Source organism: Klebsiella sp. CN_Kp106 (genome assembly GCF_040064575.1).
GTDB classification, from domain to species: domain Bacteria; phylum Pseudomonadota; class Gammaproteobacteria; order Enterobacterales; family Enterobacteriaceae; genus Klebsiella; species Klebsiella michiganensis.
On sequence record NZ_JBEAIG010000015.1, the window covers coordinates 34,430 to 59,645 of the forward strand.

30 protein-coding genes are annotated in these 25,216 nt (G+C 55.2%); 21 read left to right on the forward strand and 9 right to left on the reverse strand.

The features are described from left to right. Nucleotides 1–119: 119 nt before the first annotated feature. Nucleotides 120–1,013, forward strand: coding sequence for an oxidoreductase (locus ABLU96_RS09095; RefSeq protein WP_049079772.1), 894 nt, complete (start codon nucleotides 120–122; stop codon nucleotides 1,011–1,013). A gap of 36 nt (nucleotides 1,014–1,049) precedes the next feature. On the opposite strand, the gene ABLU96_RS09100 is transcribed toward ABLU96_RS09095, so the two are convergent. Beyond that, nucleotides 1,050–1,298, reverse strand: a complete 249-nt coding sequence (locus tag ABLU96_RS09100) for a hypothetical protein (protein ID WP_004120166.1) — start codon at nucleotides 1,296–1,298, stop codon at nucleotides 1,050–1,052. A 360-nt stretch (nucleotides 1,299–1,658) separates the two neighbouring features. On the opposite strand from ABLU96_RS09100, the gene ABLU96_RS09105 reads away from it, so the two are divergent. The 7 genes from ABLU96_RS09105 to ABLU96_RS09135 are packed head-to-tail and all read left to right on the forward strand — an operon-like array spanning nucleotide 1,659 to nucleotide 6,963. Continuing rightward, entirely contained in the window at nucleotides 1,659–2,630 is a 972-nt protein-coding gene (locus ABLU96_RS09105; protein ID WP_004851020.1) for a phosphotriesterase, read from the forward strand. A 9-nt stretch (nucleotides 2,631–2,639) separates the two neighbouring features. Continuing rightward, the gene (locus ABLU96_RS09110) at nucleotides 2,640–3,380 is read left to right on the forward strand and encodes a creatininase family protein (RefSeq protein WP_064405003.1); all 741 of its coding nucleotides are present in this window, start codon (nucleotides 2,640–2,642) and stop codon (nucleotides 3,378–3,380) included. After that, nucleotides 3,373–3,816 (forward strand): PTS sugar transporter subunit IIA, encoded by a 444-nt coding sequence (locus ABLU96_RS09115; protein ID WP_046877970.1) that lies wholly within the window; start codon nucleotides 3,373–3,375, stop codon nucleotides 3,814–3,816. Before ABLU96_RS09110 ends, ABLU96_RS09115 begins: the two co-directional genes overlap by 8 nt. Nucleotides 3,817–3,841: 25 nt before the next feature. Next, nucleotides 3,842–4,129, forward strand: a complete 288-nt coding sequence (locus tag ABLU96_RS09120) for a PTS sugar transporter subunit IIB (RefSeq protein ID WP_004851015.1) — start codon at nucleotides 3,842–3,844, stop codon at nucleotides 4,127–4,129. Next, on the forward strand, nucleotides 4,126–5,436 hold the full coding sequence (locus tag ABLU96_RS09125) for a PTS ascorbate transporter subunit IIC (protein ID WP_004851013.1): 1,311 nt from the start codon (nucleotides 4,126–4,128) through the stop codon (nucleotides 5,434–5,436). The genes ABLU96_RS09120 and ABLU96_RS09125 overlap by 4 nt, the downstream gene beginning before the upstream one ends. A 16-nt stretch (nucleotides 5,437–5,452) precedes the next feature. Beyond that, nucleotides 5,453–6,193, forward strand: coding sequence for an SIS domain-containing protein (locus ABLU96_RS09130; protein ID WP_025106291.1), 741 nt, complete (start codon nucleotides 5,453–5,455; stop codon nucleotides 6,191–6,193). Nucleotides 6,194–6,207: 14 nt separating this feature from the next. Beyond that, nucleotides 6,208–6,963 carry a GntR family transcriptional regulator gene (locus ABLU96_RS09135; protein WP_004851009.1) on the forward strand — a complete coding sequence of 252 codons (756 nt, stop codon included), beginning with the start codon at nucleotides 6,208–6,210 and terminating at the stop codon, nucleotides 6,961–6,963. On the opposite strand, the gene ABLU96_RS09140 is transcribed toward ABLU96_RS09135, so the two are convergent. The 5 genes from ABLU96_RS09140 to ABLU96_RS09160 all read right to left on the reverse strand — a co-directional run bounded on the left by ABLU96_RS09140 (nucleotide 6,960) and on the right by ABLU96_RS09160 (nucleotide 10,623). After that, nucleotides 6,960–7,166, reverse strand: coding sequence for a helix-turn-helix transcriptional regulator (locus ABLU96_RS09140; protein ID WP_004120193.1), 207 nt, complete (start codon nucleotides 7,164–7,166; stop codon nucleotides 6,960–6,962). The two genes, ABLU96_RS09135 and ABLU96_RS09140, sit on opposite strands and share 4 nt — an antisense overlap. Nucleotides 7,167–7,168: 2 nt before the next feature. Next, a complete protein-coding gene (locus tag ABLU96_RS09145) occupies nucleotides 7,169–7,702 on the reverse strand; it encodes a DUF2975 domain-containing protein (RefSeq protein WP_025106292.1) in 534 nt (177 codons plus the stop codon). A gap of 27 nt (nucleotides 7,703–7,729) precedes the next feature. Next, nucleotides 7,730–8,074, reverse strand: a complete 345-nt coding sequence (locus ABLU96_RS09150) for a hypothetical protein (RefSeq protein ID WP_025106293.1) — start codon at nucleotides 8,072–8,074, stop codon at nucleotides 7,730–7,732. Beyond that, a complete protein-coding gene (locus ABLU96_RS09155; protein ID WP_064378193.1) occupies nucleotides 8,071–9,174 on the reverse strand; it encodes a serine hydrolase domain-containing protein in 1,104 nt (367 codons plus the stop codon). Before ABLU96_RS09155 ends, ABLU96_RS09150 begins: the two co-directional genes overlap by 4 nt. A gap of 393 nt (nucleotides 9,175–9,567) precedes the next feature. Further along, complete coding sequence (locus tag ABLU96_RS09160; protein WP_064378194.1) at nucleotides 9,568–10,623, reverse strand: SDR family oxidoreductase; 1,056 nt, start codon at nucleotides 10,621–10,623, stop codon at nucleotides 9,568–9,570. A gap of 97 nt (nucleotides 10,624–10,720) precedes the next feature. Here ABLU96_RS09160 and ABLU96_RS09165 point away from each other — a divergent pair, with 97 nt between their 5' ends. Both ABLU96_RS09165 and ABLU96_RS09170 read left to right on the forward strand, forming a co-directional pair. Next, a complete protein-coding gene (locus tag ABLU96_RS09165; RefSeq protein WP_064404999.1) occupies nucleotides 10,721–11,608 on the forward strand; it encodes a LysR family transcriptional regulator in 888 nt (295 codons plus the stop codon). Between the two features lie 71 nt (nucleotides 11,609–11,679). Then, on the forward strand, nucleotides 11,680–12,348 hold the full coding sequence (locus ABLU96_RS09170) for a class I SAM-dependent methyltransferase (protein WP_014229414.1): 669 nt from the start codon (nucleotides 11,680–11,682) through the stop codon (nucleotides 12,346–12,348). A gap of 131 nt (nucleotides 12,349–12,479) precedes the next feature. Here ABLU96_RS09170 and ABLU96_RS09175 read toward each other — a convergent pair whose 3' ends face one another. Then, nucleotides 12,480–13,787: a serine hydrolase gene (locus ABLU96_RS09175; protein ID WP_048252258.1), complete on the reverse strand. Its 1,308-nt coding sequence runs from the start codon at nucleotides 13,785–13,787 to the stop codon at nucleotides 12,480–12,482. Nucleotides 13,788–13,895: 108 nt separating this feature from the next. On the opposite strand from ABLU96_RS09175, the gene ABLU96_RS09180 reads away from it, so the two are divergent. Further along, nucleotides 13,896–14,774 (forward strand): LysR family transcriptional regulator, encoded by an 879-nt coding sequence (locus ABLU96_RS09180; protein ID WP_025106299.1) that lies wholly within the window; start codon nucleotides 13,896–13,898, stop codon nucleotides 14,772–14,774. 72 nt (nucleotides 14,775–14,846) lie between these two features. Here the strand turns inward: ABLU96_RS09180 and ABLU96_RS09185 are convergent, their stop codons facing one another. Beyond that, nucleotides 14,847–15,077, reverse strand: a complete 231-nt coding sequence (locus ABLU96_RS09185; RefSeq protein WP_014229413.1) for a tautomerase family protein — start codon at nucleotides 15,075–15,077, stop codon at nucleotides 14,847–14,849. A 61-nt stretch (nucleotides 15,078–15,138) separates the two neighbouring features. Between ABLU96_RS09185 and ABLU96_RS09190 the strand changes: the two genes are divergently transcribed. The 3 genes from ABLU96_RS09190 (at nucleotide 15,139) to map (ending at nucleotide 16,698) form a co-directional block, all read left to right on the forward strand. Beyond that, a complete protein-coding gene (locus ABLU96_RS09190) occupies nucleotides 15,139–15,606 on the forward strand; it encodes a helix-turn-helix domain-containing protein (RefSeq protein WP_014229412.1) in 468 nt (155 codons plus the stop codon). A 113-nt stretch (nucleotides 15,607–15,719) separates the two neighbouring features. Continuing rightward, a complete protein-coding gene (locus tag ABLU96_RS09195; protein ID WP_014838522.1) occupies nucleotides 15,720–15,938 on the forward strand; it encodes a ParD-like family protein in 219 nt (72 codons plus the stop codon). After that, a complete protein-coding gene (gene map / locus ABLU96_RS09200; protein ID WP_048262855.1) occupies nucleotides 15,919–16,698 on the forward strand; it encodes a type I methionyl aminopeptidase in 780 nt (259 codons plus the stop codon). Before ABLU96_RS09195 ends, map begins: the two co-directional genes overlap by 20 nt. A 49-nt stretch (nucleotides 16,699–16,747) precedes the next feature. Here map and ABLU96_RS09205 read toward each other — a convergent pair whose 3' ends face one another. Then, entirely contained in the window at nucleotides 16,748–18,070 is a 1,323-nt protein-coding gene (locus ABLU96_RS09205; RefSeq protein ID WP_047723801.1) for an FAD-binding oxidoreductase, read from the reverse strand. Nucleotides 18,071–18,962: 892 nt separating this feature from the next. Here ABLU96_RS09205 and ABLU96_RS09210 point away from each other — a divergent pair. The 7 genes from ABLU96_RS09210 (at nucleotide 18,963) to ABLU96_RS09240 (ending at nucleotide 25,198) form a co-directional block, all read left to right on the forward strand. After that, nucleotides 18,963–19,508: a fimbrial protein gene (locus tag ABLU96_RS09210; protein ID WP_025106302.1), complete on the forward strand. Its 546-nt coding sequence runs from the start codon at nucleotides 18,963–18,965 to the stop codon at nucleotides 19,506–19,508. 67 nt (nucleotides 19,509–19,575) lie between these two features. After that, nucleotides 19,576–20,109: a fimbrial protein gene (locus tag ABLU96_RS09215; RefSeq protein WP_025106303.1), complete on the forward strand. Its 534-nt coding sequence runs from the start codon at nucleotides 19,576–19,578 to the stop codon at nucleotides 20,107–20,109. A 106-nt stretch (nucleotides 20,110–20,215) separates the two neighbouring features. Further along, nucleotides 20,216–22,717 carry a fimbria/pilus outer membrane usher protein gene (locus ABLU96_RS09220; RefSeq protein ID WP_348862462.1) on the forward strand — a complete coding sequence of 834 codons (2,502 nt, stop codon included), beginning with the start codon at nucleotides 20,216–20,218 and terminating at the stop codon, nucleotides 22,715–22,717. Between the two features lie 19 nt (nucleotides 22,718–22,736). Then, nucleotides 22,737–23,471, forward strand: coding sequence for a fimbria/pilus periplasmic chaperone (locus ABLU96_RS09225; RefSeq protein WP_025106305.1), 735 nt, complete (start codon nucleotides 22,737–22,739; stop codon nucleotides 23,469–23,471). Nucleotides 23,472–23,503: 32 nt separating this feature from the next. Further along, nucleotides 23,504–24,097, forward strand: a complete 594-nt coding sequence (locus ABLU96_RS09230) for a hypothetical protein (protein WP_064404995.1) — start codon at nucleotides 23,504–23,506, stop codon at nucleotides 24,095–24,097. Then, nucleotides 24,097–24,624, forward strand: a complete 528-nt coding sequence (locus tag ABLU96_RS09235; protein ID WP_064404993.1) for a fimbrial protein — start codon at nucleotides 24,097–24,099, stop codon at nucleotides 24,622–24,624. Before ABLU96_RS09230 ends, ABLU96_RS09235 begins: the two co-directional genes overlap by 1 nt. A gap of 184 nt (nucleotides 24,625–24,808) precedes the next feature. Next, nucleotides 24,809–25,198: a hypothetical protein gene (locus ABLU96_RS09240; RefSeq protein ID WP_025106308.1), complete on the forward strand. Its 390-nt coding sequence runs from the start codon at nucleotides 24,809–24,811 to the stop codon at nucleotides 25,196–25,198. The last annotated feature ends 18 nt before the right edge of the window (nucleotides 25,199–25,216 follow it).

The following is a 25,216-nucleotide window of genomic DNA, read 5'->3' on the forward strand; positions in this document are numbered from 1 at the left end:
GTGTACGCTGACACACACATTCAGATTACCCATATGAATAAAATGGTAATGCGAACGAAGTCGCGTTTATGTTACGTACTAATGAAATCTCAGGGGCCGGAAGCGGCCTGGAGGCATAGATGACAGTTGAAGAACCTACCGTTGCGCTGATCGGTCCGGGCGCAATTGGTACCACCATCGCCGCGGCGCTGCACGAGGTTGGCCGTACGCCTCTGGTATGCGGCCGCCGTGCGCACCCGCAGCTTTCGCTGCGTTTTGATGGTGGAAATATTGTGGTGCCGGGGCCGGTCTTGACGGAACCGGCATCGGTCGCCGCGCCGTACGACCTGGTATTTGTGGCGGTAAAAGCGACACAAATTGCGGCTATTGCACCGTGGCTGCAAGCGCTGTGTCACGATCGAACGGTAGTCTGCGTGCTCCAAAACGGCGTTGAACAAAAAACGCTGTTCGCGCCGTACGTGGCGGAAGCGGCCGTGCTGCCATCGGTCGTCTGGTTCCCCGCCCAGCGTGAACCTGAAGCGTCGGTCTGGCTGCGGGCGAAACCGCGCCTGACGCTGCCGGATGTTGAGGGGGCCGAGCGGGTGCGGCACGCGCTACGGGACACGCGCTGTGAAGTGGATATCAGCGCGGATTTTCTTTCCGTTGCGTGGCGCAAACTGCTGCAGAATGCGGTCGCCGGTCTGATGGTGCTGGCGGGGAGGCGGGCAGGGATGTTTGCCCGCGACGATATTACGGCGCTTGCTTTAACCTATTTGCAGGAGGGGCTGACGGTGGCGCGCGCCGCAGGCGCCAGCCTGGACGACGGCGTGCCGCAGGAAATTCTCGCCGGTTTCCATCGAGCGCCTCCGGATTTAAGCACTTCAATACTGACGGATCGCGAGGCCGGGCTGCCGCTGGAGTGGGATATTCGCAACGGGGTCGTTCAGCGATATGGCCGTATTCACCATATCCCCACGCCGTTAAGCGATGTGATTGTGCCGCTGCTGGCCGCCGCCAGCGACGGGCCGGGCTAAAGGCGCGGGACGCCGGCGTGATAACGTTCCCCGGGATCAGATTGATTCCGCCAGCCGGTCGACAACCACTTTGCCGCTATTATCAAACTGGGTGATGCGGTAATTCACGCAATAGGAACGGCGGGTGGTAAATTGATTGAATAACGCCACCCGGCCTTTTTTATCACCATTTTTATTCACAATAATCCATTCGGTGACGTCCGTTGAATTCGCTTTACCGCTGCTGGCGTCCTGTTGTTCGACCAGACGATCCTCTTTTTCTACCTTCAAAAAATCACGTAACATTTATTTATCTCCGCTCATCATTGTTTTTAACAATACTCTCTTTATCGATTCATTCAATTAAACATTTTAATCAAAGCTATGGATTATTAGTCAGGAATGCATTGGCTTAGTGAGTGTGTATCCCATTGAATTTAATTAACATAAATTTAATCACCTCACCCGGGATACGTATGTTTTTCCATGAGTAACGGTTTTTTTATCCCGGATTCATTTATGTGACAACGTCACATAAATGTTAATGTCGACCTACCTCACAGATAGAAATTTTATATGACTGATGCGAACTTGATCACTTGACTGGTCAAGTGTGGCGCACCTATGTTGAAAGCACCTTCTTATCCGTTCCGGGGAGCAAGAAACATGGGCATCATTCGAACGTTAAACGGGGATATTTCCGCTAATCAGCTGGGCGTCACCTACAGCCATGACCATATCTACTGTATTCCGCCCTATTGGGCCGAGCGTCAGGATGACGATCTGTTACTCGACGATCCGCAGGCTTCAGAGCGTGAATTAAGCGACTTCCGCCGGGCGGGTGGTAACGCCATATACGACGCCACCGCGCCGGATTATGGCCGTCAGGCCGCAGCCGTCGCCGCCATGGCGCAGCGCCAGCAGCTGCACATTATCGCCACTGCGGGTTTTAACAAAGGCTTTCTGTGGAGCAGCAAGCGGCCGGGCTCCGCGCAGACTTTCGCCGAGTGGATTGCACATTCAGACGTTGATGAACTGGTTGAACATGTCTGTCGCGAGGTCACTGAGGGGATAGAGGGCACCGAACATCGGGCCGGCGTGGTGAAGTGCGGTACCGGCTATAACGCCATTTCCCCTCTGGAACAAAAAACCATGGAGGTTATCGTTCGCGCCCAGCAGCGCACCGGGGCGCCGATGCACAGCCATACGGAAATGGGGACGATGGGACTCGAGCAGGCGCAGCTCTTTAAAAAATGGGGGCTGGATCTCTCCCGCTTATGTTTTGCTCATATGGATCGTAACCCCGATCCCTGGCTGCACCGTCAGATCGCCAACACCGGGGCGTTTCTCTCTTTCGACGGTATCAGCCGCATCAAATATCACCCAGAGCACATCCGTACCCAGGCCATCCTGGCGCTCTGCCAGCGCGGTTATCAAAAGCAGATCTTAATCGGCGGCGATTTTGCCCGTAAATCCATGAGCGCGCATTACGGTAAAGGGGGGCTGGGACTGAAATTTATCCTTAGCGACTGGCGGCCAAGATTCATTGACGAGGCCCGGGAAGCCGGGTTTGACGGCGAAGCGCTGCTGCATGATTTCTTCGTCGACAACCCGGCGCGTTACCTCGCTTTTGCCTGAGGAGATGTTATGAAGCTGCATCGTTTAAACGAAAGCGAGGCCCGGCGGGCTTTACAAAAGGCGCGGATCGCCTTATTGCCGCTCGGCGCCGTCGAGCCGCACGGCGACCACCTGCCGCTGGATACCGATAACCTGCTGGCCGAGCGGTTTTGTGCGCTGCTTGACGAGCAGCTGGGCGAGTGCGCCCTGAGCCTGCCGGTCGTTTCCTACAGCCAGGTCTGGTCCCTGCGCGGCCACGCGGGCGCGATTGATATCGGTCATGAACGGCTGACGTCGCTGCTGGTGTCGCTGGCGGAAAACATGGCCAGCTACGGTATCACCACCACGGCGGTGATTAACGCGCATTACGGCAATTTTGATGCGATGAAAGCGGCCTCCCGGCAGCTAAAAGAGCAGGGTATTACCTTGCTTAGCTATAGCTGGGCGGGGATGGATGAGGAGGTAAAACGACGGCAAACCACCGGGGTGGCTTACCCCGGCTATATGCATGCTGATGAGGTCGAAACCTCGCTGATGCTGGCGCTGGCGCCAGAGTTCGTCACCATGACCAACGCCCGCGCGCACTATCCGGCTTTCCCGAACAATTTTCGCTATCAGCCGATACCCTGGACCGAGTTTTCTGACTATGCGGTGCTGGGCGATCCAACTGCCGCCAGCGAAGAGAAAGGGCGCGCGTTCGTCCAGCGGGCGCTGGCGACCACGCTTACCTCTATCCGTCATCACTTAACCCAAGGAGCCTCCGATGATTGAGCGTCAGGCGATACGTGTAGACTGCCCGGCCGCTACCCCTGAGGAGGCCATCCGCGAGGCGGGGAATGCGCTGTGCCGCGCGGGAGCCTGTAGCCCGCAATACGTCCAGGCAATGGTCGATAGCTACCGCGAGCTGGGCCCCTATTTTGTCATTGCCCCCGGGCTGGCGCTGCCGCATGCCCGCCCGGAGCAGGGGGCGATGAAAGCGCAGATCAGCGCGGTCAGGCTGCGTGAACCGCTGGCGTTTGGTCATGCGGAAAACGACCCGGTGCAGGTGGTGCTGGGGCTTTCGGCAACCAGCAGCGATGCGCATATCCACCTTATCCAGCATATCGTGACCGTACTCAGCGATGAAAATAACCTGCATACCCTGTTGCATTCGAACGATCCAGAACAACTTTATCGGCTGTTAGCCAGCGGCTCGCAGCGTTTGTAGCGTGATGAACACGGAGTGAATAGCGATGAAAATTCTGACAGTCTGTGGTTTAGGTATGGGCTCCAGCCTGATTTTAAAAATGAACGTTGAGGCGGTGTTAAAACAGCACGGGATTCAGGCATCCGTGGAACATATGGATGTCTCTTCCGCCGCTTCGGCCAACGCCGATGTGGTGATAACCAACGCGGAGCTGGTGGACAACCTTAAGCATCTGTCCTGTCCGGTGGTGGTGGTGAACAACTATATCGATAACGCCGAAATCACCGCGGCGCTGACCCAGGCGAAAATTCTGCCCGCAGGAGAGCCGTCATGAGCGAGTTTCTTGGCGTGCTGCGCTGGATCACCATCAATATATTTGGTGAAGCGTCGATCTTAATTGGCCTGATTGTGCTGCTGGGGCTAGTGCTGCAAAAGAAATCGCTGGCGGACATTGTGTCCGGCACCCTGAAAGGCATTCTGGGCTTTCTGATCATCGGCGCGGGGGCCGGGATTATCGTCTCCGCGCTGCTGATATTTCAGCCGATCTGGACCGAAGTTTTCGGTCTCAGCTCCATGAACCTGACCAATATTATCGGCCAGGCGCGCTTCAGCGAACGCTACGGAAGCAGCGTGACCATCGCCATTGCCGGCGGATTCGCTATCAATTTGCTGCTGGCCCGGCTGACGCGCTTTAAATACATCTACCTGACAGGACATATGATGTTCTGGACGACGATGATCTTTGCCGGGGTGATGGTGAACACCGAGCCCGCTATTTCAGCGGTGCAGCTGACGCTGATGCTAACGGTGATTATGGGGCTCTACTGGACCCTACAGCCCGCGCTGGTTCAGCCCTGGGTGCGAAAAATCACCGGCAACGACAACGTGGCGCTGGGGCATACTTCCGCCTCCGTCGCGCTGCTGGGGGCGATTTTTGGCCAGATTTTCGCCCGCAACAAAATCAGCTCCGAAGATATCAAAGTCCCTAAAAAGTTGGGTTTCCTGCGCGACTCCAACGTGGTGACGGCGTTGACCATGGCGCTGCTGTTCTTTATTGGCACCTTTATTCTGCAGATTAAAGGTACGCCGAAAGCGGCGGAGATTCTGGCGCAATCCGGCGACCTGAGCTTCTACATCTATGCCCTCAAACAATCGCTGATGTTTACCGGCGGCATTGCCGTCGTGCTGCTCGGCGTACGGATGTTTATTGGCGAAATGGTGCCGGCGTTTAACGGCATCGGATCGCGGCTGGTGCCCGGCGCAAAACCGGCGCTGGACTGCCCGATACTGTTTAACTTTGCGCCAAACGCGGTGGTGCTGGGGTTTGTCGGCGCTTTCGTCGGCTCGCTGCTGTGGCTGACCCTGATCGGCCGCTATACCGGCTACGTTTTTATTCCCAGCATGATTGTGATTTTCTTTCACGCCGGTACGGCGGGGGTCTTCGGCAATATTACCGGAGGCTATAAAGGCGCTCTGCTGGCGGGGTTTATCACCTCGACCGTGGTCGCCTGGGGGCAGTATTTCTGCGTCACAGGCTTTATCGACAATACGATCCCGGATACCGCGCTATGGGCAGGCGACAGCGATATGTTTGTCCTCGCGCCAGTCATTCATCTTTTGACCCGCCTGCTGGCGTTCTGATATCGGGAGGAAGTCTATGAGTCAGGCCCTGAAACAGTACTACAGTCAGATCCGCCAGAAGCTGGCTTTTCTTGAGCAGCGCCCCGATGAACTCACCCGGGCGGCGGAAATCATGTCCCACAGCATTATGGGGCAGCGCAACATCTTCGTCTTTGGCGCCAGCCACGCCGGGATTCTGGCGGAGGAGATGAGCTATCGCGCGGGCGGCCTGGCCATCATCAATCCGCTTTTTACGCCTGCGCTGATGCTTAACGTCAGGCCGTTAACCCTCACCAGCGCGGTGGAAAATGTGGAGCACCTCGGTCGGGTACTGGTGGAGCAGTCGCCGCTAAGGGCTGAAGATACGCTGCTGATCCATTCGGTGTCGGGACGCAACGCGATTACCATTGATGTCGCGCTGGCGGCGAAAGCGTGCGGCGCAACGGTTATCGCGATTACCAGCCTGGCGACGGCGGCGCGCGTGACGTCGCGCCACTCCAGCGGCAAGCTGCTGGTGGATGTGGCCGATATCACCATTGATAACCACTGCGAGTATGGCGATGCGGCGGTGAGCCTGCCGGGGATGGCGCAGAAAGCCGCGCCGCTCTCCACCATCATGGGCGCGACTATCGCCAACAGCCTGGTATTACGTATTTGCGAAATCATGCTGGAAAATGCGCGCACGCCGCCCATTCTCGCCAGCGCAAACATAGACGGTAATCAGGAGATAAATCAGGATATACTTAGCGCTTACAGGAGCCAGATACACTACCTCTGAGTTGGAGCACAAGTATGTTTGAGTCGGATGGACTCCCTCTCTATTTAAGGATAAAAGACGTTATCCTGCAGCGGATCCTCTCTTTTACCTATGACGATAAACTCCCGGGCGAACTGCTGCTCGCCGGGGAGTTTAAGGTCGCGCGCGGTACCATTAAACAGGCGATAGATTCGCTGGCCAGTATTGGCATGGTGTACCGCGAACAGGGTAAAGGGACGTTTATTAACCGCGATGCGCTGCAGAAATACTACACCGACCTCCCGGACGTACTGACCACCTTTGCTCCGCCGGGGGAGATAGCCGTGGAAGTTCTGTCGCTGATTTCGACCATGGCCGACCGCCAGGTGGCGGAGCAAATGGGGCTGGATTTAGGCTGCCAGCTGATGCGTCTGGAGCGGCTGTTAGTGCAGGGCGATCGGCCGGTTGGCCATGTGCTGACCTGGCTTAATGGCCGTATCTATAACGATCTGAGCCACGTTGACGGCAGCCGATCGCTGTATAAGCAGCTGCGGGAAACGTTCGGCTACTCGCCGGCCAACGCCACGGAACGCTATACGCCGGTGTGCTGCGATAGCCGCACGGCGGGATTGCTCAATATTGAACCCGGCCAGGCTCTGTTTCGCATTGAGCGCGTCGCCCGCGATCTGGATGATGTGGTGCTTGAATACAGCGTCACGCATACCCTTGACGCCAGCCTGTCGCTGCAAATCGCCACCAGCCAGAGCAGCATGAGCCAGCAGTGGGCCTGCACGATCGAGAAAGGGCGTTAATCCGCCTCCCAGGCGAGAATATCGCCTGGCTGGCACTCCAGCGCCTGGCAGATTTTTGCCAGCGTATCGAAGCGGATACCTTTCACCTTTCCTGATTTGAGCAAAGACAGGTTTTGCTCGGTAATCCCTACATAGGCCGCCAGCGCTCTGGACGTCATTTTTCTCTCTACCAGCAATTTGTCCAGATTAACCACTACCGCCATAGTCAGATAAACTCCTTATTCTCATTTTCCGCTCTGATCCCTTCGAGCATGGAGTGAAACGTCACAAATAACAAGCCGCCGGTCAGCAGCAGGACAAAATCGCTAAGTAAAAGAACGATCTGGGTATAAGGATGCGGCCAGTAAAAAACCAGCGGCACCAGGAAGCGAAACAGCGGCAGCAGGAGCCCCATCCCCAGCATCGCCAGCGCGATTTTTCTTACCCTCAGCGCCAGGTCGAGGCTCAGAATGGTGCGTTTTCTGACGTATTGAGTGACGCGGATCCCCTGCCAGATCGCCCAGGCGAAAAGCCCGGCGGGTAAATAGAGTATCGCCAGCAGCGCCAGCAGTTTAAAAGTCGGTGCCGTCAGACCGCTTTCATTACCGAGCGGAACCTCGGCAAACTCAAGCATATTTGCGAGGAAAAACGACTCGCCGGTAAAATAGATCCACGCTGGCGTAATGACCGCCAGAATAAAAAACAGCGGTAATATTCCAGCCAGTAAGAACAGACTGAGTTTGTTTCGTGCGTTTTTCACCTTTAACCTTCCTGAATAATGGTGCGATTACAGAACCAGCACGCCTAAGCATGACATAAGGAGCAGAGATAAGACAACGTGTAGTCCGGCCGCCCGTCGCGACGGGCCGCGGAACCACGGGCGCTGCCAGACGCTAAACAGACCGATGGCAATAAACGCCGCCTGTATTGTCCAGGTCAACATTCGCATCAGGTAGCCTGTTTTACTCAGGTTATCGATGGTTTGTAATGACTCGGCAATATAAATAACAATGAAGGTGAAGAGAACATAATTAATAAGGCGTACTTTGTACCGTGCAAACCCGTTTCCGGAAATAAAGACCGCCACTGACAGCAGGGTCAATATCGCCCACAGCATATTAATCCAGTTCATCGTTCTTCCTTAACGTCGGATAGCGTGGAAAGCAGCAATTTGATTGCCGGCACAATTACCGGCCATGCGGTATCTGAGAGGATCACGACGGCGGTTTTACGCTCGGGGTCAAAGGCCATCACGGCGGCATAGCCCGCGGACTGACCATCGTGCCAGATAATATCCCGTCCCTTGATAGCGGTGGTGAACCATGAATAGCCTACCCGTGAATCGGGATCGTCGGTCGCGAACCGCGGCGCCATGCCCTGGCTTCCGGCCAGTTTTCCTGCCATAAGCGCCTGGGCATATTTCGTCATATCGACAATAGTGGAACGTACGCCGGCCGCAGGCGAGAAGGCGTTTAAGATCCACGGCGCTTCGCGTAAACCTGACGCTGACCAGCCCGGCATAAATGCCGCGTCAGGCGGCGTCGTCTCTTGCGCCACAAGCGAACGGGTCATCCCGGCCGGTGCAAAAACGCGCTGTTCCAGCAACGCCGCGAATGTACGGTGAGAGGCGCGTTCCAGCGCTAGCCCCAGCAGGGCAAACCCGGAATTGGAGTAATCAAATATTTTGACCTTCGGTATCCGCGCCCGGCTAATCATTTCCGCCAGCTCCTGGCGATCGTAGCTCCACGGGTTTTCTCGTCTCACAATGGCGGTAAGCATGGCGATTTTCTGCGTGAGCGATGAGGCGAACGGAGGCAGGCCCGAACGATGCGAGACGAGCTCCTCAAGGCTAATATTCCGCGCCGGACCGACGAGCTCTGGCACCAGATCGCCGACCTGCGTCGTGGCTGTGACTTCGCCGCGCCGGATGGCATCAATCAGCAGGCTGGCGGTCAGGGTTTTGCTGAGGCTGCCAATCTCAAACTGCCTGGCATAATCATTGCCCCAGATACCATAGCGCACGCCGCCTGGCGTGATGAGCGCTGCGGCGACGTGACCGTGCGCGCCTTTGAGCAGCGGCGTTAAAAAGGCAACCAGCGCTTTGTCCCCGGATACCTGGGTGGTCAAGGGTCTGAAGCCGGGTTGCAAATAAATGCCTGCCGCCATCACCGCGACAAAAGCCAGGCCTGAGCACAGGATTTGCCAGTCACTGCGGTATCGATACCCGATCATGCTTTCTCCTTAAAATGAGTACAACCGCAATGAATACAAGGTGTACTGGACCCTGAATAGCGTGGAGCAACTGACGCGCCCGTCCCGGCAAATCCTGACATCTCGGCTGACATCGCCGGCGCGCGCCGCAGCGCCCCGGAGAGTAACCCCCCGCGCAGCATACTTCTGTTCATGACTTGCCTCTCCTGGCAATCTGGTTGGTGAAAGAGCGCGCAGATTATCCTGGTGTTTATCGTTTTACAATAAACTTTTATCGTTTTATATTTAATTAAAAAGCGGGGAGAGCCAGAGCACGAAGCGCGAGTCGCGCGCGAAAAACAGAAGCGGTGGGTTGATCGCGCGGCGTTAATGGCTCTTTGAAAGTGGCAGAATATCTGTCTGGCGGAGGCGTTATCAGGGGATAATGCGCGCGGCTCTCAGCTGAGCGAACAGGCGGAAAAACATATCGTCGGTGGCCTGCATTTCAGTGAAGCCCGCCCGGCGCAGTTTGCTGCCATCGCCAAACATGTCGTAGTTCCAGCCAAAGACGAAATCAGCAAATTTACCGTCGCTGAGCCTTAAGATGTCCGCTTCCACCAGACTCTGCCCGGCCAGTTCGCGCCAGTGCGCGCGGTAATCCACAAACAGCTGGTGAAATGACAGTCTGACCGGCGGGGCGGATGCCAGTTCAAACCAGCTCGCGATGCGCGGCCACAGCTCGCACCAGCGCCAGATGTCGCCGTTATTGACGTTGAACGCTTGGTTTTGCGCCGTTGGCGAGGTCGCGGCCCAGAGCGTGGCATCAGCCAGCAACCCGGCGTCCGTGTGATCGACAATGCTGTGCCAGGTTTTTTCCGAACCGGGGAAACGCAGCGGTAGATCCTGCGCTTTACATAGCGAAGCATAGATCGCGATGCTGAGTGCGAGATTCATGGCGCTGCCGGGCACCGTACTGCCGACCACGCCCGGCCTGATCGCGTTCCAGCGCCACGTTTTTCCGCGCTGGAAATGGCTGAGCCAGGTGAGCTGAGCGGCGTTAAATTCGGCCCCGGGTACGCCGGGATCGCTTTCACGCGCCGGGGTTTTGAACGGACCAAGATGCGCGCCGTACACTTTGTATCCCTGCATCAGGCTTACCGTCCGTAGCGGTGCGGTTTGCTCGATGTTGCTGACCAGGTTGCGCAGCATGGTGACGTTCGGTTCAACCATTTCCGCCCAGTTCCCGGCGTTGGCCCATGCGCTGTAAAAAATGTGGGTGACGCCGTTGAGCGAATGCAGTTTTTGCGCGCTGTGCTGCGCATCCAGTAAATCGACGTGAATGAAGGGAATGTTTTCCGGGTGGGACGATGCATGGCGGCTGAGGCCGATAACCTCCCAGCGATTGCGTAACAGCGTTTTCACCAGTTCTCTGCCAATAATGCCGCTGGCGCCGGCGACCAGGGCGATTTTGGGTTGCGGTATCTTATTCACGTTGCTTCTCCAGGGTGGGTGACAGAGGCAGTGTGGTATATTATTTTTTTCACGCATATCCCGTAAAACTGATGGCACTTATAAGCAGAATCATTAAATGAATAATAAGCTCAACGCCATTGCCACCTTCCTGCGCGTGGTAGAAGCGGGATCCTTTTCAGCGGCAGCCCGCCAGTGCGGGATGAAACAATCCGCCGTCAGTCAGCAGATCGCGGCGCTTGAGGAGGAGCTTGGGGTGGTGTTGCTGCACCGAACCACGCGTGCGATGGCGCTGACCGAGCAGGGAGAAATTTACCGGCGCGATATGCAGCTTTTGCTGGAAGCGATGCATGAAGCGGAAAGACGCTTACAGCCAACCGATCGCCAGTGGCAAGGCCGGGTGCACGTGCAGCTGCCGAGCGGCCTGGGGCAGCTCTTTTTGCCGCATCTGCTGGCGCTGCAGAAAATGCACCCCGAGCTGCAACTGACGCTTTCCCTTGATGACCGCATTGCCGATCTGGTTGCTGAAGGAGTGGATGTCGCGCTGCGGTTGAGCAGTGAACCGCCGCCGGGGAGTGCGGCGCGCGTGCTGGCGCGTATTGAAACCGCGCTCTTTGCCGCCCCCGGTTTTAAAACGGTGCATGCCGTCAGCGAGCTGTCCGCCCACCCGCACGTGCGGTTCAGCGGCATCGCGCAGGACGCGCCGCTGCGGCTGGTCTCGGGTGATAAAACGGTTGATATGAAAGTGAATACCGTCTTCCGTGCCAACACCAGCGAAGCGCTGCTGCAGGCGCTAGAGTCCGGCATCGGTATCGGCGGCATGCAGTTACCCCTTGCGGCCCACGCTTTGCAATCGGGCAGGCTGGTACCGGTATTACCCGCCTGGCGATTACCCGATCGCGTTCTCTATGCGGTCTATCCTGACGCCCGCTTTATCCCACCGCGGGTAAGAAGTATTATCGACGTGATTGAACAATTGCTGCCTGAGATGACGGAGCGTGTCTGACGGTTGGTTTTTCTCCTGCCTCTACCGCGCGTAAAGTGACGAGCGTTGCTGCTGACAAAGGCGTCTTGATTATGAACCGCTATGAAAAAGAGTATCGGCAGTTGCTGGCAAATGGCGCTATCGCCTGGGCTGGCGAAGGTTATTTCCGGGCCAAAGAACAGCAGGAGCGCGTTTTTAGCTGGCTTCATTTACAGCACTATTTCCCCCAACCCGGCGCGCCTGTCCTTGAACTGGGGTGCGGGAATGGCGCGATGGCCGCGCAGTATTTTGCGGAACGAGGCTATTCGGTGTGGGGGATAGATTGGTCCGAAACCGCGATCCGATGGGCACAAAATCGTTTTCAGCAAGCGGGTCTCCCGGCAAATTTTTTTGTCGGAGATGTCTGCCATATTCATCAGTGTCAGGATGCGACGTTTGAGCTCATTGTTGATGGCAGCTGTGTGCATTGCCTGATTGACGATGCCCGCCACCTCTGCTTTGCCGAAGTCAGAAGATTACTGAAACCCGGAGGACGGCTGGTGATCGGCTCCATGTGCGGAACCCCGCGTCATCCCGAGGATATTCTCGCGTACGATCCTATCCGCCATCATTTACTTAAAGAGGGCAAACCCTGGCGTACGTTGCGACCGCTCCAGGCCCTGCTGGACGAGATTCGGGCGGAGCAATTTACGGTTCTTGAGGTGAATATTAATGAGAACGCATGGTGGGATCATGCCACCGTGGTATGTAGAGTCGATTAACCTTCACGCCTCCCGTCCGCTATGGCCTGGAGCGGACGGGGAGCTTATGGGTAAACGTGAACGTTCTGCCGCCGGCGACGGTGCCAGGCCCCTGATTCAGGCGCTCAGCACCGACGGGATCCAAACCGGCGTTAATGCAGTGCCTTCGCTATCGCGCTAAACATCAGCGAGGCTTCCAGCGGTTGGGCGCTGAAGGCGGGCTCAGCCTGCGGCCAGGTCGACCACTGGACGATGACCAGATTTTCCGCCTGATTAACCATTATCATCTGACCAAAAATGCCCAGCGCCCACAGCGAATGTTGAAGGGATGCCTGCGGCGCAGGTTCAACGTTGGTCGCATTGGCCGGCACTTCATTGTTCCACCACTGGTAGCCGTAAATACCGTGTGGATGCGCCGCGGACACCGAGCCTGCCGCCCGAGTCCAGCGTGATGACTCGGCAACCCAGTTTTCCGGCAAGATCTGCTCGCCGTTCGGCAGCAGGCCGTTATGCAGAATGAACTCACCGAAGCGCCCCCAATCCTCTAACGTGGCGTTAAAGCCGTGCGCGCCCACATCGTGCTCACCTTTTGTGTAGGCATGCCACACGCCGTCGCTCGCCATACCGTAGGGTTGCCAGATACTTTTTTCCAGATATGCCGCCAGCGTCATGCCGGTGGCGCGTTCCAGCACATCCCCCAGCAGCCATGCGCCGCCGGAGGAGTAAGACCAGTTCTCGCCGGCAGGATGCGCGCGGCGCAGGCCGGACACCAACTGACGTACGCAGTCATAGGCGCCGGGTCTGGCTTCACACTCGGTAAGCCGGGCGAAGTCCGATTGCGGATTAGTGTAGTCCTCATTCCACGCCACCCCGGAGGTGTGGCTAATCAGCTGCTTCAGGGTCACACCGTCCCAGGCGGTGCCTTTCAGGTCGGGTTCATACTGGGTGATGAGATCGTCGAGCGAGTGAATTTTGCCCTGTTTAATCGCCACGCCCACCAGGGTGGCAACCACGGATTTGCCCACCGAGCGCGATGTCCAGAGAGTGGTGTCGGTATTGCCTTCTGCCAGATATTTCCAGGCCACTTTGCCATTTTTCAGCACCAGCATGCCGCTGACGTTCTGGCGCCGCAGGTAATCCTGCAGATTCCAGGTTTGACCGTTCACCCGATAGCTTGCGTCGGTTAAGCGTTTCGCCGCGGCCTGCAACGGCACGGCATTACCGTGATGAAACACATCGCCAGCGTAATTGCGGTAGTCGTTACGAAAGCCGATTACCCGGTCGGTCTGGCTCCAGGTGAGCATGTTGTGGGGATCCGGAAGCGGCGCATCAAAGGGGGCGGGACAGACGCTGAGTTCGGTGCCGGTACAGGCGGCCTGCGCGGCGGGCGCCAGCAGGACGCTGCAGAGACTGATAACAACGCCAGACAGCAGGCCAGGGTTAAACACTTTGCTTTTCATATTTTTACTCGTTCAGCTCAGGAAGGTGTTCAGCTTAAAAAAACGCGGCCTATAATAAAAAACGCATCATGGGGGAAAATCCCCCACAACAACTGAATGGAGGGCCGTATGCCGAGCCTGATATATTCTTTTGCCCAGCTGGAGGCCTTCACCGCCGTGGTTGAGTGCAAAAGCCTGGCGAAAGCGGCGCGCCAGCTGGGCAAGGACCGGACGACGCTGCGCGATTTAATTGAGTTCCTCGAAGATGGCCTGGGGTATGCGCTGTTCCTGCGCGAAGGGCGAAGCCTGCGCCTGACGCCGGAAGGTGAGCAGCTGCAGCGGCAGGCGCACCTGCTGATGCGCCAGGTGAAAGCGTTTGAAGCGTTTGCCAGGGCGGTGCCGAACAGCGCCACGCAGGACATGACCCTGGTCTACGATCCCTTTACCCCCAGAACGCTGCTGCAGGGGCTGATTAGCGCTATGGCCCAGCGCAACGTTCGTCTGAGTCTGATAAACGCGTCGCGCGACGAGGCGGAAAAGCTGCTGGCGAGTGGGCAGGCCGACCTGGGGATCTGCCAGGCGCGCCATCGTAGCGTGGGAGACGCTATGGAGTGGCGCGCCTTAGGGGCAATCGAGATGGATTTTTACGCCGCCGAAGCGCTTTTTCCCGGCGCTAAACAACCGCTTTCCCTGCTGGAACTTTCGCTGGCGCCGCAGGTGATTATGCACCCGGATACTGACGAGCCCGTGGCCCGCCGTCTGCAAATTTCAGGACATACCATCTTCACCAACGACCTGGAGATGCTGCGCGGCCTGCTTGAACAGGGCTGCGGCTGGGGATTCTTGCCGACGCACATGAATGCGGCGCGCTGGAAAAACGTCACAACCTTGCGCACCGAAGTCGGCAATCAGGGGATCGGCCAAACGATGGTCACTATCTGGAAGCCGGGCAACGACAGGCGGGCGCTGGTAGCTGACACGCTGGACTTGTTGCCGGCATTGTGGTGAAAGCCGGGCCTCGCTGCTGGCATTTCGGCGACAGGGCGAGGCGTAAATCGATAAATACGCTACCTTGCAGAGCTATTGAGCAGACGAAAATTTTGCCGCGATCGCTTCAGCCGTGGGCTGTATGCCGCCCAGACTCCACTGTTCCGGCTCATGCTCATCAATGCGAACCCAGACTGAACGGCGGAACTCGGGATCGCCTTTCCCTTCAATTTCGACAATCAGATCGGTCATGCGGCGTAAAAGCTCTTTTTTTTGCTCCGGGTTCATTATTCCTTTAATGGTTTGTACATTGACGAAGGGCATTGTATTCTCCTTGATAAGCTAGGTCTAAAATTCATACTCAGATTAAAGAGCGAAAGCGGACATGTCAAAAAATAATTCAGTTGCCTACCTATTACCGGAGCTTTGCGGGCTTTCTGCGGCAGCGGAAATCCTGGGAGATCGGTGGGTTTTGTTGATTTTAAGAGAGGCTTTCTACGGCGTGACGCGCTTTGAAACGATCCGCTCGCATACAAAAATGCCTAAGCAGACGCTGGCAAACCGGTTAAAGAAAATGACGGAACTGGGTTTACTGAGCAAAACGCCTTATCAGGAAGAAGGCGTGCGCGAACGTTATGAGTATATCCTTACGCCAAAAAGCCGCAGCCTGGCGCCGATCCTGTTTTCCCTGATGGCGTGGGGGCATAAAAATATCCTGCATGATGAACCGCATATTGCGCTGGTGGATAAAGAGAGCGGGGACGTCGTCCACAATGCATTTGTGACGACGAAAGGCACCGTTGTTGAACCTCGGAACATCCAGATAGTGGCTCTGAACCTTAACCAGCCGTAGCGCGGGCGACAAAAACCGCAACCCCATTTTCTGCTTTCTGACGGCAAACGTTGTCTGCTTGAGCGGGGAGGCGTAATATACGAAACATATATAAATTGTTACGGTACGTATAAATGGGCATTGTAAAAATTTCCGACCTGCTGCACGACGATATTCGTGACGCCAGCAAGGCGATGTCGCGTTCGGTCAACGCGCAGGCGGAGTACTGGATCCGTCTGGGTATGATGAGCGAGCTCTATCCCGAACTTAACCATCAGCAAATTAAGCTGCTGATGCTCAAGTCCGGCTCTGACCGGTTGCTGGAGGTGATCAATGCTATCAATTCCCATTAAGACCGCGGACGAGCTGGCCAGACAGCGCCGCGCAGGTGAGCTGCTGGCCTCGGTTTTCGACATGCTGGATACCTTTATTCAGCCCGGTATCTCCACCATGGCCATCAACAACCGGGTGGAGGATTTTATCGTCAACGATCTGCATTCGCGCCCGGCCAGCAAAGGGCAGTATGATTTCCCCTACGTGCTGAATACGTCGATCAACGAAGTGGTTTGTCACGGTATGCCAAAGGAGAGCGAGCATCTGAAATCCGGCATGATCGTGAATGTGGATATTACGCTGGAAAAAGAGGGGCTGATTGCCGATTCCAGCAAAATGTATCTGATTGGCGAGGTTTCACCGCTGGCCCGTCGGCTGGTGCAGAAAACCTACGAAGCGATGTGGAAAGGGATCAAGGTCGTCAGGCCGGGTGCGACGCTGGGCGATATCGGCCATGCGATCCAGACTTATGTCGAAGGTAACGGCTACAGCGTGGTCAGGGAGTACTGCGGCCACGGCGTCGGCAGAGAGATGCACGAAGATCCCCAGGTGCTGCATTACGGCATACCCGGAACCGGCGCCGTGCTCAAGGAGGGGATGGTGTTTACCATTGAACCGATGGTGAACCAGGGCGATAGCCGAATTAAAACCAAAAAAGATGGCTGGACGGTGGTCACCCGCGATAAAAAACTGTCCGCGCAGTGGGAGCACACCATCGCCGTCACCGCGGATGGATTCGAGGTCCTGACCCTGCGTAAAGATGAAGCGATCCCGGAGTAGCCCAAACAACAGGTTTCACGCCCGGGCAGTGAAACCTGTCAGACAGCGACTACGCGGGCATCTCTTTGCGCCCCACATAACGCTCTTTCCATAATGCGCCCGCCACCCCGATATCGAGGAATGGCGAAGGCGGCATAACGTTCGCCTGGCCGAGCGACTGCATCGCGGCGATCAGCGGGTTGTCCTGGCCCATCGCCAGATCGGCAAGCAGCGTCCCGGCGATAGTCTGTTTAGATACGCCGGCGCCGTTACAGCCCCCGGCGGTCCAGATCTGCGGCGCAAGACGCCCCCAGACCGGCGCGCCGTTGCGGGTGACGCTGATGGTCCCGGACCAGGTTCGCTCCAGCGGCACATCCTGCAGCTGCGGATAGGCCGCGTGGAACAGCGCCAGATGCTGGCGCGCGGCGCTGGCGGTCTGTCCGGCGGTAATCACTCCCCGCAATGCCGGATCGACATGCTGGCGGACCAGAAAACGATGATCGTGGGTATAGCGTAGCGTGGCGCCGGCGATCGCGTTGACCGGCGTTAATCCCCAGCTTTCCATTGCCGGCAGACGCTGGCGCTGTTCAGGGGTGAGCGGGGCGGTAATGCTGGCGTAGGTCGCCATTGACGCCTGGCGGCTCACGGTGGGCGAGAGTTCGCGCGAGAGCGCGTTGGTCGCCAGCATCGCCTGGTCGGCGCGGATCGTGCCCTGCAGCGTCGTCACCCTGACGCCGCCGTTTTCCTGACGCATAGCCAGCGCCGGGGTTTGATGGTAAACCGTGACGTTTTCCGGCAGATGACGCGCGAGGCCCGCAATCAGTTTCGCCGGGTTCACCAGAATACAGCCGGGGGTGTAAATACCTTTGCTGTAGAGGCGGGTTCCCAGCTTCTGGTACAGCGCTTCGCCGTCCAGCAGGCTGTAAGGCTCCTGCATCAGCTGCAGGTTATCCACATACTCCTGCATAATGGCTTCGCTGGACGGATCTATCTGGCAGTGGTATTTCCCGACGTTTTCCCATTCGCAGGCAATCTGGTGCTCGGTCACCGTTTCATCGAGCAGGCGGATCCCCTCCTGGAGCAGGGCGCGGTAATCCTGCGCTTTTTTCAGCTCGGCGGTAGAGCTGCCGATATTGTGCGGCAGGCCGATGATAAAGCCGGAATTTCGCGCCGAGGAGCTGGTCGCGGCGCATTCGGCGTCGATGAGCACGATGTTCAGCTGCGGATTGAGGCTGGCCAGCCTGCGGGCAAAGCTTACGCCGGCATAGCCGGAGCCGATAATCACCCAGTCAGCTTTAATGTCTCCGCTCAGCGAGGGCTGTCGATAAAGATCTTCTTCATTAAGCGGCCATCCCACCTGATTTTGATTGAAAGGCACTGATGCAAATCTCACGGTTAATCTCCCTGTGGAAAAAACACCTGCAGGGCAGGTGTGAATGGGGTTGCCGCTCTCCGCGTTTTTGGTCTGGAGTGTGAGTCGGCAAGCGCCAGGGCAGCGTCTGAAAAATCACCACGCTGAATGATAATCACCTGGACAACAATTCAGCAGAATAACAAGGAACAGGCAAAATAACACCTCTTGCTGTAGGGGTATGCGGTTTTCTCTGGCCTGCGATATCACCCTGACGATTCACTACGGCAGCGAGTCGGCTACCTGGTTATTCCTTTCCTCTAACCCTGCAAGATACCGCATAAGATATTGCTGTGGATCATGATCGCATGACCAACATCTCTATAAGGTTATTTCTTCCGCAGAGGGAATTTTGACCAACTGGTAAAATATAGCCTCTCCGCGCTCCTCTCTATAAAGAAATCCTGCCCTTTCATAGGATTTTTCAGCTTTTAAACTTCGCTTCCTACAATATGTATTAGGAATTTTCTTACGGATGAGTCCTAATATTTCACAAGCACATCGATCTTTTGCAATTGTATGAAATACATGGTTTTTTTAATTGCGTGATGCTGTCGATGAAATTTTTTTAAGTTGTGCATATATTTTTTTAAATTATTGGTAATATTTTTACATACATTGTCGTATTAAACTGCTTTTGCGAGATTTTATCCTGCAAATTATTTTTTAATGAAATTATTAGCTCGTAATTACCCATTTGGTAGATGCATATGTTCAATTGTAAGCTTTTTCAAGTTAGTATGATTTCGCTGTCAGGAATACACATAACTCAAGAGGATATAGCGGTATTTTGTCAGCATAAATATGCGTTATTATCTTCTGATGTTATTTTCAGGATGGTTATCCAGTAACTTTTAATATAACGGAATGTATTATGAAAATTAGCAAAATTGCATCTGCTGTTGTTCTCACTATGGGTGTCGCCTCTTTCGCAGCTCAGGCCGATCAGGGAAGCGGCAAGGTGACTTTCTGGGGTTCCATTATTGATGCACCATGCTCAATCAAAAATGGTTACGGCGATCAGCGTATTGAACTGGGTCAGATTTCCAATACTCATTTAGATAACGGCGGTATTTCCACTCCTCGTCCGTTCGACATCGAGCTGGAAAACTGCTCCTTCGAGAAGGATTCAAACGGCGACCCGATGTATAACACCGTTAAAGTGACCTTTGCTGGCGGTAATGTCCCAGGAGATATGACCATGTTGGCTATTTCCGGTCAGGCCGCTGGCGCCGGCGTGCGTATTGAAGATGGTTCTGGTCAACCCGTGACTTTATTGGTACCTACTAGCGGTCGCGGCCTGGGCATTGGCGACAATACCCTAAACTTCAGCGCTTACCTCGAAAAAATCTCTACCGTAACCAACGTCACTCCGGGTGATTTTGAAGCAGTGACCAACTTTACCCTGGCTTATGAATAAGGTGAGTCCTGTTCTCATGTAGCTTTATTCGGGCTGCATTTGCAGCCCGATATTCAGGAGCACAGTCATGGTAAATATATCGCGTTCTCTGATGTTGAGTTTGTTATTAGGCATATCACCGCTGTCTCAGGCATCCGACCAGGGGCGGGGCCTGGTTACAATGAATGGTCAAATTCAGGAGTCGGCCTGTTCTATTCATACCGACGATATCTGGCAGGAGATTCCATTCGGCGTGATCTCGTATAGCGATCTTAATCAGGAAGGCAAAGCGGTCATCAAACCTTTTGCGGTTCGGCTGGTGAATTGCTCACTGGAACGGATTCGCGGCGGTTTATGGCAAAGCGTAAATATTACCTTTAGTGGCGAAACGGAGATATTCCGCCCGGATATTTTTAAAGTCAATGGCGAGGCGCAGGGGCTTGGACTGCGTATCCACAATCAGGCTGGCGATGTGGCGCGTGATGGAATACCGATGCCTGCCGTCATGATCCAAAATGAAAATAATGAATTACGTTATTTATTATCGTTAGTGCGCGGTGGAAAAACGTTGTCAGAAGGCGACTGGTACGGAATTATTCGTTTCATGGTGACCTATCAGTAGCGGGAAATATGAATGATAAAAACAGATGAGCCTCTCATCTAAATTATTTCCGGGATTGACACTTCCCGCCGGTGAATTCTACCAGGCAATAAATGGATTTTAAAAAATGAAAAAAAGCAGACCACCAGCTTTTTACCTGCGACGTCTGGGTATTTACATTGCTATTGCCATTTTGGGTTCTACATCACCGGTAGTGGCGGTAGAATTTAATATTGATATTCTGGACTCGGAAGACCGGGAAAATATCGACTTATCGCGCTTTTCCCGGGCCGGCTATATTATGCCCGGAACCTATACGCTCAGCATGCGTTTAAATGAGCACGGTATTTCTGACCAGGAAATTTCTTTTATTGAAAGAACCCGTGACGATGGGGTGGTTGTAGAAACCTGTCTGACGCCTGCGCAGGTCGAACTTCTCGGTCTGCGGGATGACGCGCTCAACATGATTAAGTGGCTCGACGAGGGGCGTTGCGCTGATTTTTCCGCTCTTGAAGGCGTCGTCCTGCGCGGCGATCTGTCAGAATCTTCCCTGCAAATTGCGGTCCCCCAGGCCTGGCTGGAATATCAGGATGCTTCGTGGCTGCCTGTTTCCCGCTGGGAAGAGGGCATCCCCGGGATGTTGGTTGACTATAACCTGAATACCAACGTCACCTGGCCTCGTCAGGGTAATCAGAGCCAGAGTGCCAGTATCAGTGGTACAACAGGCGTTAACCTGGGTGCCTGGCGCCTGAGGGGGGATTATCAGGGGAGCTATTACAATACGACCGGACGCGCGGATAAAAATTCACGTAATTTTGACTGGAGTCGTTTCTACGCCTATCGCGCGTTACCTGGAATGATGTCGAAACTCACCGTTGGTGAGGATTATCTCTCTTCCGATCTCTTTGACTCCTGGCGCTATACCGGTTTGTCGCTGGCGAGCGATGAAAGCCAGCTGCCGCCTAAACTTCGAGGCTACGCGCCTGAAGTCTCCGGCATTGCCCGTACCAACGCCAAAGTGACGGTCAGCCAACAGGGTCGAGTCATCTATGAAACGACGGTTGCCGCTGGCCCGTTTCGTATTCAGGAACTCAACAGCGCCCTGACCGGACGTCTGGATGTTCGCGTTGAAGAGCAGGATGGCTCCGTGCAGACATTCTCGGTTGAAACGGCTCAGGTTCCTTATCTGACGCGCCCCGGCCAACTGCGTTATAAAATGACCACCGGTCGTCCGCGCGATTATAACCACAGCACTCAGGGACCATACTTCGCCACAGGTGAGCTCTCGTGGGGGCTTACCAACGCGTGGTCGCTGTACGGAGGTGGCATTTTTTCCCTGGACTACAACAGCCTGGCGGTGGGGGCGGGTCGTGATATGAACGCCTTCGGGACACTTTCTGCTGACGTGACTCATGCCAGCGCGCGTTTCCCGGATGATAAAAACAGGCAAGGGCGATCCTGGCGCCTGAGCTACTCCAAACGTTTTGATGAAATCAACAGTGAAGTGACGTTTGCCGGCTACCGTTTTTCTGAGCGCAACTATCTCACCATGGGTGAATATCTGGATATGCGCTATCGGGAAGGCTACGTCGGGAATAGCAAAGAGCTTTATACCCTCCAGGCGACCAAAAATTTCGCAGACCTGCGCCTGTCGACGCACATCAACTGGTCGCATCAGACTTACTGGAACCGCCCGGCGACCGATCGCTACAGCGTGTCGCTGAATAAATATTTTGACCTCAGCGACTGGCGGCATCTGTCGTTGTCCCTCAACGCCGCCCGCAGTGAATTTAACGGGCGTAAGGACGACAGCGCCTATATCTCACTGACGATGCCGTTTGGATCGGGAACCGTTGGCTATAACGGCAGCATGAGCCGCGACCGCTATACACAAAATGCCAGCTGGAGCCAAAGGCTGGATAACAACGACTATTACAGCATCAACGCCGGCAACAGCGTCGGCGGTGGGGAAGGAACTCGCAGCCAGATGAGCGGGTACTACTCGCACCTGGGCAATATGGCGGATGTCACCACCAACTTTAACTGGGCGCAAAGCCAGTACTCCTCGTTTGGTATTTCCGCCAGCGGCGGTATGACCGCGACCGCTGAAGGCGTGGCGCTGCACCCTGGTGGGGTACAGGGTGGGACTCGTCTGATGGTCAGTACTGATGGGGTAAGCGGTGTTCCGGTGGGGTTTCAGGGCCATACCAATGCTTTTGGCATCGCGGTAATCCCTGGGGTGCCAAATTACTATCGAACCCGCGCTGAGATTGACGTTAATCGTCTGCCAGACGATGTCGAGTCTGGCGGAACGCCGGTTGTTGAACTCGCCCTGACTGAAGGGGCCATCGGGTTCCGTCGTTTTGATGTGCTGAAAGGCTCTAAGGTCGTGGCCATCCTCAGCCAGGAAGATGGGCGCCATCCGCCATTCGGCGCCACGGTACATAACGCAAAAGATCGCGAACTGGGGATGGTCAGCGACAGCGGACTGGCCTGGTTGACCGGCGTAAATCCGGATGAACGCTTAACCGTGCACTGGAGTGGTTCCGCTCAGTGTGAAGTCGTACTGCCACGGGTTATCCCTGCACAGCAGCTATTGCTGCCGTGCAAGCCGGTCACTCGCGGCTGAGAAAGTGAATGGTGATGTAATGAAAAGCAAAAAGATAGCGATGACGATAGTGCTGGCAAGCCTGGCGGCAGGTCTGGTTAACGAAGCCGGGGCAGCGATTGCGCTGGACAGAACGCGGGCGATTTTCCCCGGTTCGGAAAAGAGCATTTCCCTGAGTATTACTAACGACAGTACGTCAATGCCGTACCTGGCGCAGGGATGGATTGAGGATGAACACGGGAAAAAAATCAGCGGTCCTCTGGTGGTTGTTCCGCCGCTGCAGCGTCTTGAAGCGAAAGGGAAGAGCATGATGCGTATCAACGCCATGCCGGATGCCGCGATGTTACCTCAGGACAGAGAGAGCATTTTTTATTTCAACGTGCGCGAGGTGCCGCCAAAAAGCGAGCGACCCAACGTGATGCAGCTGGCGTTACACACCAAAATAAAATTGTTCTATCGCCCCAAAGCCATTCTGCCGGAGAAGTATAGCCGCTGGGATAACCAACTGGTGCTGCATAAAGTGAACGGCGGTTATCGGGTAGAAAACCCGACGCCCTATTACATGACGGTGATCGGGATTACCGCTGCGCCGAAAGTGGCGGTGGCCAGCGGATTTCAAACGGTGATGGTACCGCCGAAGTCCACCTCGATGGTCAATAGCGCGCACTATACCGTGCCGCATGTCACCACGATTAACGACTTCGGCGGTAAGCCAACCCTGCGGTTTAGCTGCAGCGGTAACATCTGCCGGGCTGCGGATACCCCGGCAAGCTGATGGACGCCGAAGCTGAACACAGGAGAAGCCTGATGAAACAAGGATTTGGTCATACCGCCCTCATGTTGTGGCTTTTGATGGCTGGAGTCGTTTCCGCGGCGAGCGCCGCTAACTGGGATACCGATGGCCTGAATGGCGGCATTCGCGCAAGCGGAACGCTTGTTGCGTCACCGTGCGCGCTGCTGCCTGAGTCGGCAGAACAAGAGATCGATTTGGGCAGCACCGTTGCCTGGGGACTGGAACGGCCGGGTAGCGTTACGCCATCAGTACTGGTGTACATCAAATTAGATCGTTGCCCGGGAGAATACTCGTTTATGCGCGATCGCCAAATGATGCGCGGCGCCACGATGTTAAACGGACAGTCTGCGGTAAGACTGACTATCTATGGGGAAGCAGAACCGATGGATGACCGCTTTTTCCGGGTGCATGGTGGCGTAGAAGGGGTCGCGTTGCGCCTTAGCGACCGACAGGGAGAACTCTTACGACCCGCGATCCAGAGTCGACCGCAGATTCTCTATCCGGGACGCAACGATTTGGTGGTGCAGGCTCAGCTATGGCGTCTTCCCGCGCCGCTGATGGCTAATGAATGGCGCAGCGTGGTGAATATCGGCCTGGAGTACGAATAATGAAAAAAAATATCGTGTGCGTACTCAGCCTGGCAAGCTTTCCTCTGCTGCTTTTGCTGGCTGGTGTGTCGGTCACTCATGCCGATACTGACGTTCATTTCTCCGGGAATCTGATTGCCGACCCTTGTGAATTACACGTGGATTCGGAAGATCAGATTGTCGATTTTCGTAACGTGCCTTCTAAGACATTTATGAAATATCCCCGCAGCGAACGCGAGCGTTTTTCAATCTGGTTGACGGAGTGCGATCTCTCGCTGGGCGACACGGTGACCGTAACCTTTATGGGAACTGAGGATAGCGCTCAGCCAGGGCTATTCGCCGTCAGCGGAACGGCGAGTGGTATTGCCATTGCGCTGGAAGATGAGAACGGTATGCCGGTAAAACCCAATGTCCCTATGCGGCCGGCAGCATTGAAGGCGGGAGATACTTTTTTAAATTTTCAGGCCTTTATTTCCGCACCAGTACATCATCTGGTCAGAGAGGGAGATTTTGAATGCGTCACCACTTTTCTTCTGGAATATGATTAAAACCCGGGCTGATGAGTTATTACTGCTTTACGCAAAATGTCAGTTGGTTAACTTTTCTGGGCTGCTATTTATTCATGGGTCAAATAACCATTTGAATGTTCTTTATAAGAATCTGCATGCTTCCTGTTGCTTTATTTTCAGGAAAGAAGACATTAATAAGTCATATACTGGAGTGCATTAAATAATGTTTAAATCAGGATGTATAGCAGCGATCATCGCAGGTACATTTTTAACGGGTTGCGTCGCAAAAAACATTCCGTCACAGGTTACCTCTTCCATGGAATCCGTGGATCCCCCCACGACTTCAGACGGGGAGTTGGATATGGTGCAGTGCGAAAAAGAACTCAGGGCGCTGGAGTCGATTAACCCTATTAAACATGTCGAGCTCAAGTCTCGCTTTGAGCGAGTGATGCTCGGCGCTTCCGGCTATACCAACGTACGAAGTTCCGTTAATCCTGAAACGCGTAATGCCATTGACGCTTTGTATAAGTTTCAGGCGGTAAAATTATGCTCGGAGGTCCGCGCCGAAATGCTCAATAGCCTCGCCGTGAAGCCAACGGGTGAGAATATTTAATGGATCGTAGAGCAGGGA